The organism is Dietzia sp. E1 (genome assembly GCF_014145015.1).
GTDB lineage: Bacteria > Actinomycetota > Actinomycetes > Mycobacteriales > Mycobacteriaceae > Dietzia > Dietzia cinnamea_A.
Window position 1 is genome coordinate 1 of record NZ_JAALDU010000530.1, and the last position, 3,124, is coordinate 3,124.

General features: G+C 70.5%; 4 protein-coding genes and 1 tRNA gene. 4 read left to right on the forward strand and 1 reads right to left on the reverse strand.

What is annotated here, in order from left to right:
• The 4 genes from G6030_RS15105 to G6030_RS15120 all read left to right on the forward strand — a co-directional run.
• Window positions 1-693 (forward strand): septum formation initiator family protein (locus G6030_RS15105; RefSeq protein WP_182643676.1); only part of this gene is annotated, 693 nt, incomplete at its 5' end.
• 1 nt (window position 694) lies between these two features.
• Entirely contained in the window at window positions 695-1,246 is a 552-nt protein-coding gene (locus G6030_RS15110; RefSeq protein WP_182643677.1) for a DUF501 domain-containing protein, read from the forward strand.
• Window positions 1,243-2,223 (forward strand): Ppx/GppA family phosphatase, encoded by a 981-nt coding sequence (locus G6030_RS15115; RefSeq protein WP_182643678.1) that lies wholly within the window; start codon window positions 1,243-1,245, stop codon window positions 2,221-2,223. Before G6030_RS15110 ends, G6030_RS15115 begins: the two co-directional genes overlap by 4 nt.
• Before the next feature lie 54 nt (window positions 2,224-2,277).
• A tRNA-Leu gene (locus G6030_RS15120) sits at window positions 2,278-2,351 on the forward strand.
• 157 nt (window positions 2,352-2,508) lie between these two features.
• On the opposite strand, the gene G6030_RS15125 is transcribed toward G6030_RS15120, so the two are convergent.
• Window positions 2,509-3,124 (reverse strand): transposase (locus G6030_RS15125; protein ID WP_182643679.1); only part of this gene is annotated, 616 nt, incomplete at its 5' end.

Genomic DNA, 3,124 nt, shown 5'->3' on the forward strand with positions numbered 1-3,124 from the left:
GCCGACGGCACTCGTCGGCAGCCGCCCCGCCGGCGGACGCCGAGCCGCGAACGGGACCGGCCCGTCCCGGCGTCCGCCCGCTCCGGCAGGATCGGCACCACCGCGCACCCGGAGGCCCACCGTCTCACCACGCGCACGGACCTGTCCGACACCCTGTTGGGCCCGCGGAACTACACACCGCGGCGGATCGGTCTCCTCGCCGTCGTCGCCATCATCCTGTTGGTCACGGTCTCGTTCCCGTTGCGCAACCACTACCAGTTCCTGCGCGACGAAAAGGCCGTGGCGCAGGAGCGGGCCGCGCTCGAGGCGACGATCGCCGAGCTCGAGGCCGAGCAGGAGCTGCTGTCCGACCCGGCGTACATCGAGCAGCAGGCCCGCATCCGCTTCGGCGCCGTGAAGCCGGGGGAGACGCCGTACCGGGTGTCCATGGTGGATCCGGTGGAGCAGGCGGCGGCCGAGCAGCGGGCGGCGGAGATCGCGGCGCTGCCGTGGCAGACGCGGGTGTGGCGGTCGATCTCCGAGCCGACCGACCCGATAATGCCGGAGGACTCGGCGCTGCTCGAGGGCACCTCGATCCCCGGCGGCCCCGACACCCCGGCCGTACCGGTCGTCCCCGACGGCGTGCCCGGCGGTGACGACCCCGCCGCCCCCATCCCGGGCGGCGTCCAGGAACAACCACAGGAGAACCCCTAGCGTGAGCGCCGAACAGAGCGTGTCCCAAGCTGACCTCGACGCGATCGCCGCCCAGCTGGGTCGGCCGCCGCGCGGGGTGCTGGAGGTGTCCTACCGCAGCCCCGACGGGCGGCCCGGGGTGGTCAAGACCGCGCCGCGGCTCGAGGACGGCACCCCGTTCCCCACGCTGTACTACCTCACCGATCCGCGGCTCACCGCCGAGGCGAGCCGTCAGGAATCCGCGGGGATCATGAGGGGAATGACGACGAGGCTGGCCAACGAGCCCGAGCTGGCCGCCAACTATCTGCAGGCGCACGAGCGGTACCTGGAGAAGCGGAACGCGATCGAGGACCTCGGCACGGACTTCAGCGGTGGCGGCATGCCCGAGCGCGTCAAGTGTCTGCATGTCCTGATGGCGTATGCGCTGGCCGAGGGGCCGGGCGTGGTGTGGCTGGGCGACGAGTCCGTGGCGCTGGCCTGCGAGGCCGGGCTGCGCGGCACCGCTCTGCCTTCCGACTGGCCCACGCCCGAGGAGTTGGGCGTGCCCGACTACCACGCCATGGACGGGCAGTGACCGCTGCTGTGCGCGTCGGGGCGATCGACTGCGGCACCAACTCCATCCGCCTGCTCGTGGCCGACGGTGTGCCCGGCCGGCCCGGGCTGACCGACGTGGTGCGCGAGATGCGGATCATCCGCCTCGGCGAGGGCGTGGACGCCACCGGCCGGCTGTCCGAGGGGGCGATCTTCCGCTGCCGGACCGCGCTCACCGACTACGTGGCCGCGATGGCCGAGCTCGGCGTGCAGTCGGTGCGGATGGTGGCCACCTCCGCGACGCGGGACGCCGCCAACAAGGATGAGTTCTTCGGCATGACCGCCGAGGTGCTGGGCGCCCACTTCCCGGGCGCTGTTGCCGAGGTGATCTCCGGGCAGACCGAGGCCGAGCTGACCTTCGCCGGCGGGGTGTCCGACCTCTCGCCTTCTGATGGGCCATTCGTGGTGACCGACCTCGGCGGTGGGTCCACGGAGATCGTGGTGGGCGAGCTCGCCGACGGCCAGGTGCGGCTGCTCGGCTCGCGCAGCCTGGACATCGGCTGTGTGCGGATCACCGAGCGGGTGCTCCACTCGGACCCGCCCGCTGCCGACGAGCTCGCCGAAGCCCGTTCGGTGGTGGCTCAGGCGCTGGCGGAGGCCGGCGACGTGCCGGTGGGCCGCGCCGCCCGCTGGGTCGGCGTGGCGGGCACCTTCACCACGATGAGCGCGCTGGCGCAGAACCTGGGGGAGTACGACCCGGAGCGGATCCACGGCAGCGTCATCTCGCTGGACCGGATGCGTGAGGTGTGCGACCGACTGGTGGCCTCATCGGTGACTGAGCGGCGCAGCATGGGGCCGATGCACCCGGGCCGCGCGGACGTGATCGGCGGGGGAGCGATCGTGGTCCAGGCCCTGTGTGATGAGATGTTTGAGCGCGCGGGGTTGTCCGAGCTCACTGTGAGTGAGAAGGACATCCTGGACGGCATCGCGATGTCGGTGTTGACCCGCCTGGCCGGCTAGTCCGGCCCCTGGCGCCCTGCGCGCCACCCGGTCTCGCTCCGGCGGGGTCGGAAGGCCCCCATAGCCCAATTGGCAGAGGCAGACGGCTTAAAACCGTTTCAGTGTCGGTTCGAGTCCGACTGGGGGCACTGCCCGTGAGAACCGCTCTCCTTCGTGACTCCGATATCCGCTCATCTGATTGTGTCAGGCTACTGGAATCTGCGGCCGACGCAGGTTAGTCAAGACCATCTGGCCGGTACGCGGTACAGGGCCGAGTCTTCGGAACCTAAACCGGCTCTTCCGGAATCAGAGTGCATTGATCCGATCCTGAAGCCGGCCGGAGTGGATCAGTGACCGCAAGATGTAGTGCTTGAGGTTGCGGAAGCCCAGGGCGATCCCGCGGAGGTGTTCCAGTCGGCCGTTGATGGCCTCGACGGGTCCGTTGGAGGCGCCCACGTCGAAGTACGCGAGGATTTCGCGGTGCCGCTTCCACAATGACCGGCCGAGCTGCGCGAGCTCCGGGAGTTCTGCGGGTACACCGGTCCGGATCGAGCGCAGGAGCTTGTACATCGCGATCTTGCCCTCCCGCTTGCCGGCGGCGTCGTAGGCGGCGATGAGTCGCTGGTAGACGCCGTAGGTGACCTCGACCGCCGCGTGCGCATCATGGGCGGTGAACGCCTTGAACAGGCGCACCTTCTGCTTGTCGGTGAGCAGCTCGGCTCGGGTGTTCAAGGTCCGGCGGATGCCGTACAGCGGATCGCCCGTGCGGCCCCGGTGCCCGGTGGTGGCCTGCTGGATGCGTTGGCGGCACACGGTGAGCTTGTCGGCGGCCAGGCGCACGACGTGGAAGGGGTCCATCACCGTCCGGGCAGCGGGAACGGCTTTGGCGGCGGCGGAGTGGTAGCCGGCGAACCCGTCCATC